The organism is Paraburkholderia mimosarum LMG 23256 = NBRC 106338, assembly GCF_000739815.1.
GTDB lineage: Bacteria > Pseudomonadota > Gammaproteobacteria > Burkholderiales > Burkholderiaceae > Paraburkholderia > Paraburkholderia mimosarum.
Window position 1 is genome coordinate 49,403 of sequence record NZ_BBJJ01000048.1, and the last position, 6,179, is coordinate 55,581.

5 protein-coding genes are annotated in these 6,179 nt (G+C 63.5%); all 5 read right to left on the bottom strand.

The annotated features are described in order from the left end of the window. Window positions 1–143 precede the first annotated feature (143 nt). Window positions 144–1,508 (bottom strand): c-type cytochrome, encoded by a 1,365-nt coding sequence (locus BMI01S_RS26590; protein ID WP_036046013.1) that lies wholly within the window; start codon window positions 1,506–1,508, stop codon window positions 144–146. Window positions 1,509–1,513: 5 nt separating this feature from the next. Beyond that, the gene (locus tag BMI01S_RS26595) at window positions 1,514–1,906 is read right to left on the bottom strand and encodes a hypothetical protein (RefSeq protein ID WP_255217824.1); all 393 of its coding nucleotides are present in this window, start codon (window positions 1,904–1,906) and stop codon (window positions 1,514–1,516) included. A gap of 115 nt (window positions 1,907–2,021) precedes the next feature. Continuing rightward, window positions 2,022–2,621: a cytochrome c oxidase subunit 3 gene (locus BMI01S_RS26600; protein WP_028231979.1), complete on the bottom strand. Its 600-nt coding sequence runs from the start codon at window positions 2,619–2,621 to the stop codon at window positions 2,022–2,024. Next, complete coding sequence (ctaD, locus tag BMI01S_RS26605) at window positions 2,614–4,617, bottom strand: cytochrome c oxidase subunit I (RefSeq protein WP_028231978.1); 2,004 nt, start codon at window positions 4,615–4,617, stop codon at window positions 2,614–2,616. The genes BMI01S_RS26600 and ctaD overlap by 8 nt, the downstream gene beginning before the upstream one ends. Before the next feature lie 33 nt (window positions 4,618–4,650). Continuing rightward, window positions 4,651–5,685 (bottom strand): cytochrome c oxidase subunit II, encoded by a 1,035-nt coding sequence (gene coxB / locus BMI01S_RS26610; protein ID WP_028231977.1) that lies wholly within the window; start codon window positions 5,683–5,685, stop codon window positions 4,651–4,653. Window positions 5,686–6,179 lie beyond the last annotated feature (494 nt).

Genomic DNA, 6,179 nt, shown 5'->3' on the forward strand with positions numbered 1-6,179 from the left:
AAGCGGCGGGATTTCAGCAAACTCGCCGGCTTGAACCATTGTGTCTTGCCAGACGGGCTCGATGATGGTCACGGCGAGCCGGTTCTCACGTTGCGCTCATCGCGTCTGTCTCCGAGACAGCCTCGACCTCTGCCGTACGCCCATCATTTCTCCAGCTTCTCGCGCAACACAGCGACGTCGCGCGTGGCGACCGGCATCGCACGATTTCCCCATGACGTGCGCACGAAGCTCAGCACGCGCCCAATCTCGGCGTCGGTGAACTGGTTCGCGAACGCCGGCATCTTGCGGCGCTCCGGCCCGTTCAGCGTCTGCGGGCTATTGCCGCCCTCCAGAAGCAGCCGCACCAGCGACGTGTTTTCCGCCGCCAGCACGGCAGGATTGCCCGCCAGGGCGGGGAACTTGCCAGGTTCGCCGCGCCCGTCGGCATGATGACATTTCGCGCAGAACGACAGGTACAGCCCGGCGCCGGGACGCTCGACATCGCCGGTCTTCAAGGCAACCGCTGTTTGCAGCGCCGTCTGCTCTCCCGTTCGCTGACTCTTCGACGACTCCGGCGAATAGGCGCCCGACGGTTGTCGCGCGGGCAGACTTTTCAGATAGTGTGCGATCGCATCCAGATCTTCGTCGTTGAAATATTGCGCGCTGTCTTCCACCACCTCGACCATGCTGCCGAACGCGACGATGTGAGTGTCCTCGCCGTGGCCCGTCTTGAGGAACGAAGCGACGTCGCGCGGCGACACGCGCCCCAAGCCCGACCCCGGATCGCCGGTCAGGTTCGGCGCGAACCAGTGGTCGTTCGTGCCGCCTGTCAGATAGTGACGCGACGACTGGTCGTAGCCGCGTTCCTCGTAAGCGGGACCGCGCGGCGTGTGACACGCGCCGCAATGCCCAAGCGACTGCACGATGTACGCGCCGCGATTCCATAACGCGTCGTGCTGGCCGTCGGGCACGAAGCGCTCGTGGCGGACGAACGCGAAATCCCAGAACGCGAGGCCCCAGCGCTGGCTGAACGGAAACGGCAGCTTCGTCTCGGGCGGCCGGTTCACCACCGGCTGCACGCCGTGCATGAAGTACGCGTAAAGCGCGTGCATGTCGGCGTCGTTGATCTTCGTGAACGACGCGTACGGCATGGCCGGATAGAGCCGCTTGCCTCCGCGAGCTACGCCGTCGCGCAGCGCATGCTCGAAGTCCGAATAGCTGTAGTGGCCGATTCCCGTTTGCGGGTCCGGCGTGATGTTCGTCGAATAGATGGTGCCGAACGGCGAGCCCATTGGCAGACCGCCGGCAAGCGGCGCGCCCTGCTTCGGCGCCGTGTGGCAACCGGCACAGTCGGCGAGTTTCGCGAGATAGTCGCCGCGTTTGATCAATGCTGGGTCGGCGGATACGGCGGTATCGTCGGCATCGAGCGCGGACAAGCGCGCGAAACTGTGCGTCGACACACCGGCCACGGCGGCGGCCAGCGCCACTGCGAGCATCGCAAACGTGACGCGTGACTGGATTCGTTTCATGCCGGTCATCGCCACGCGCTGCACGGTGAAACGAGCACGACGGCCAATCCGGTCGCCACCAGCCCGACCGCGAACAGCAAGCTGAGTAAGAGCCCTGCCATCGCAAGAAACCGCGTCCGTCCCGCCGTTGTTTCCGAGATTGCGGGCGCCGGATCGGGACGTGCATCGCGAGTCACGCGCCAGCTTCGCCACGCAACCCACACACCCGCCACGCCGACCAGCAGAGCCATGACGCTCATCGCCTGGAGTACCGGCATCAGCCACGACCATTGAGGCGCCGGCAACGCTGCCCGATGCGGATAACACCCCTGCGCCGCAAGCGTCTGGCCGGTTTCGGTTTGCATGACCCACGCGGCCGCCGCACCGAGCATGCCAAACACGATCATCAACGGTCCCACGCGCCTTCTTGGCGGACCCCGGAGCACGGAACCATCGCCAGCGGCGGACACGGTTGCTCTCGCCGGTTCGCGAGGCGCTTGTTGATGGACCATTGCAGCAGGCATCGTCGCGCTCCTAGAGGAAAAACGGTGTGACATACAGCGTCGTGAAAATGAATATCCACACCACGTCGACAAAATGCCAGTACAGGCCGCCGATTCTCAGCGCGGCGCAACGCTTTTCGTCGAAGTAACCCAAGGCTGTCCAGACGAGCAGGCAGATCAGCACGATCAGGCCGACCAGTACGTGCATCACGTGAAAGCCGGTGATCGTGAAGTACAGCGAGCCGTAGAGGTGCGTGGTCATGCCATACGGGTGGTCGTGCCATTCCTTCATCTGGATGCCGACGAACACGACGCCCAACACGATCGCAATGGCCATCGAGGCCACCGCCCGGCGAATCCTGCGGCGCCGCACCATGCGCTCGCATAGCCACACGAAAACGCTGCTCGTCAGCAGAACGGCCGTGTTGAACGCGCCGATGCCGATCTTCGGCAAGCCCTCGGGCGGCCAGTGCAGTTCCGTCTGCGAGTTGAGGTAGAGATACGAGAAGATCAGATAGCCGAACAGTGATGCCTCCGTGGCAACGGTCGCCATCATTCCCCACCAGCCGCTCGACAATTCGCCCGCGCTGCCGACCGGAAGGATCACGTCGTCATCGGTCAGGTCACTCATGGCCGGCTCCGCTTGCTGCGCCCACGTCCTGCACGCTCTGCGGCTCGCGCTGGACAAGCAGACGTTCAGGCCATAGCCAGATCAGCATCGCGACGCCGCAAGCCGCCGCCATGAGCCCGGTGATAATCCAGGCGTGCAGCAGCATGGCGACGAACAGCAACGCACTGAACAAGCCGAGCAGTAACGGCGCGTAAGAGTCGCTCGGCATCTTGAGGATGATGTCCGGCTTTGCATCGAGCGACGTCGTGCCGAGCGCCTCGCGGCCATGGTCGAGCAGGAAGCCTGTGTCGAGCTTCGAGCGGCCGCCCCCGCCGATGCGGTCCTCCCACAGCGGATTGCGGGTGGCGACGAACGGCACCACGGCGAAGTTATACGGCGGAGGCGGCGACGGCACTGACCATTCGAGCGTCGCGGCGTCCCAGGGATTGTCGCCGGCCGGTGCGCCGCGCCGCAGGCTCACCGCCATGTCGATCAGAAATATCAGAATGCCCACGGCGAACACGAACGAACCGATTGTCGTCACCAGATTGCTCGTGTTCCAGCCCATGTTGTCGGGGTAGGTATAAATACGGCGCGGCATGCCGAGAAGACCCGAGATATGCATCGGGAAGAAGCCGACGTTGAAGCCAATGAAGGTGACCCAGAACGCAAGCTTGCCGAGCCGCTCGTTCGTCATGCGTCCGGTGAACTTGGGGAACCAGTAGTAGATGCCGCCGAGTACCGGGAATACGTTGATGCCGAGCAGCACATAGTGCAGATGCGCGACCACGAAGTAGGTATCGGTGAGTTGCCAGTCGAACGGCACAGCGGCGGTCATCACGCCCGACACGCCGCCTGTCACGAACATCAGCACGAAGCCCGCGAAGAACAGGAACGGCACGCGAAAGACAGGCCGTCCGAGCCAGATGGTCGCGATCCATGCAAACGTCGCGACCGCGCTCGGGATCGAGATGAGCATGCTGGCCGCGCCGAAAAACGCGAGCGCAAGCGGCGGAATACCGGTTGCGAACATATGATGGATCCACACGACAAAGCCGATCATCATCGTGGCCACGGTGGACACCGCCACCGGCGTGTAACCAACGAGCGGACGCCGGCAAAAGGTAGGCAGCGCGTCGGAGACGATGCCCATTGCCGGCAGCACGACGACATACACCCACGGGTGCGCGAAAATCCAGAACATGTGCTGCCATAGCAACGGACGGCCGCCGTTCGCCACATCGAAGAAATGAGTGCCGACTTGCCGGTCGAGCCACAGCATGAGAAACGCGAGACTAACCGACGGCACCGCGACCAGGTTGGCCGCCGACGCCGTCAGGGTGCCCCAGACGAGGATCGGCAGCCGGTCGATCGACATGCCCGGCGCCCGCATACGCAGGAGCGTCACCACGAAGTTGACCGACCCCACCGTGGTCGATATGCCGAGCAGCACCATGCCTAGCGCGTAGACGTCGATGTTCGGCCCCGTGTTGTATTCGAGACTCGCGAGCGGCACGTAGTTGAACCAGCCCGCGTCAGGCGCCTGACCGAGCGGAAAGCTCGCGTAGAGGAAGAGTCCGGCAAACAGAAAGACCCAATACGAGAGCGCATTTAGGCGCGGAAACGCCATGTCGCGTGCGCCGAGTACGAGCGGCCACAGGTAGTTCGAGAACCCCGACAGCACCGGCAGCGCATACAGGAAAATCATGGTGATGCCGTGCATCGTGAACAGCTGGTTGTACTGCTCCGGCGACAGCAGATGCGAGTTCGGCCGCGCAAGCTGAACTCGCATCACGAGCGCCTCGACGCCGCCTGCGATCAGAAAGATGAACGCCGTGACGATGTAGCGAACGCCAATGCTCTTATGGTCCACGGTGGACAGCCAGCCGCGCCAGCCGTGCTCCGTTTTCCATAGCTCGCGCAGCCGCTTTTCGCGCTCGGAGCCTTGCGGCATGCGGCCCACTTCCGGCCGGCGCGCGAGCCGCAAGTCAGGTGGCGGGGGTGCGAGGTCGGCCATGTTTTTCCTTGTCTGATAGCACTGAACGGTGCGCTAGCGAAGCGTCGCGAGATACGCGGAGAGCGCCGCGGCGTCTTGCGCCTTGAGCGTAAAGCTCGGCATCAACGAATCGGGTTTGATCTGCTGCGCGTGTCGAATCCAGTCGAGCAGATGCTCCGGCGTGTTCGTCAAGGTGCCCGCTGCGAGTCGCTCGCGGGAGCCCACATGCGTGAGGTCCGGCGCGTGCATGCCGGCCGCGTCGCTGCCGCGTACCGTATGGCAGCCGGCGCAGCGATCCATGAAGATTTTTTGACCCGCTTGCACCGCGTCGTCAACGGGCACGGCTGCCTGACGCAATTGTGCGGCGCGCCAGGCATCGAACTCGGCTCGCGGTTGCGCGACCACGTCGAATGCCATATGGGCATGCTGCGCGCCGCAGAACTGCGTGCATTGCCCGCGATAGACGCCGGGCGTGTCGGCCTCGATCCATTGCCTGTTGGTTTGCCCCGGGATGGCCTGTGTCTTGCCCGCAAGCCGTGGCACCCAGAACGCGTGAATCACGTCGGCGCTCTTGAGCCCGATGCGCACCGGCACACCGACCGGAATGTGAATTTCGTTGGCGGTCACGAAACGGTTATCGGCGTCGGAGTCGTCGGCGTAGTCGACTTTCCACCACCAGTCGTATGCAGTAACGGTGATGTTCAGGCCCGGCGTGAGCGTAGGTTGCGCGACCGCCTGCAAGGTGACGAGCGTGTAAGCAAGCGACACCAGCAACGCGACCGTCGACACGCCGACGCCAATAGAGAGCCAGCGCATGCCGCCCTCTTCCTTGCCGATGGCGCGCGAAGCGGCTTCGGGACGGCGCCGCGCCATTGCCACCGTGAGTAGCAACGCGATGATGATGACGACCGCCACACACATTGCGGCCAGACCCCAGCCGAGGTGCATTGTCGGTGTGGCCGCAGGGCCGGCGGCATGCAGGAAATAGTCAAGCGGCGCGTCGGCGTACGCGAGCGGCGACGCGACAAGCGTCCCTTGCGCGCTGATATAGAGCAGCCTGCGGCTGCGCGACTTCAGCGCAACGCCCACGACCGCTCCCTGCGCGCGCCAGGCGCTCCAACATTCGGTGCACTGCGGCGGTCTGATGCGTAGACCAGCAGCGACGGAGCGACGCCTGTTTGCACACATTTACGCGGACACTTGTTCGGGCCTTCCGCAAGCGCATCACTGACCGTCTGACTCATCTTTTTCTCCTGCTTCTTAGCGCCCGGGTGGTGCGATTTCTTTCCAACCTGAAAACGTCACGTCATGACACATCGCAAGAAGCTTGCCTGAGGCAGGGGGCGTCGCCACTACCTGCCAGAGCGCTTCCGTTAGCACACACATGGGATTTATCCGACCCGTCATGGCCAAAATCGCACGACGTTACGACCGACGATGTAACTTGCGCCACCTCCTCGTTGAGCTGCTGCAAACGCTTTCCCAACAAGCTGATTACGACGCTGTCAGTTGCCCTAAAACGAGAGCAAGGCACATTCGCATGCCGATCGAGCCACCGGCATATTAGATCACGATGATTGCGG

Excerpts from the sequence above, each read along its gene's own strand:
- BMI01S_RS26590 (WP_036046013.1), bottom strand. The coding sequence starts at position 1,508 with ATGAAACGAATCCAGTCACGCGTCACGTTTGCGATGCTCGCAGTGGCG.
- BMI01S_RS26600 (WP_028231979.1), bottom strand. The coding sequence starts at position 2,621 with ATGAGTGACCTGACCGATGACGACGTGATCCTTCCGGTCGGCAGCGCG.
- ctaD (WP_028231978.1), bottom strand. The coding sequence starts at position 4,617 with ATGGCCGACCTCGCACCCCCGCCACCTGACTTGCGGCTCGCGCGCCGG.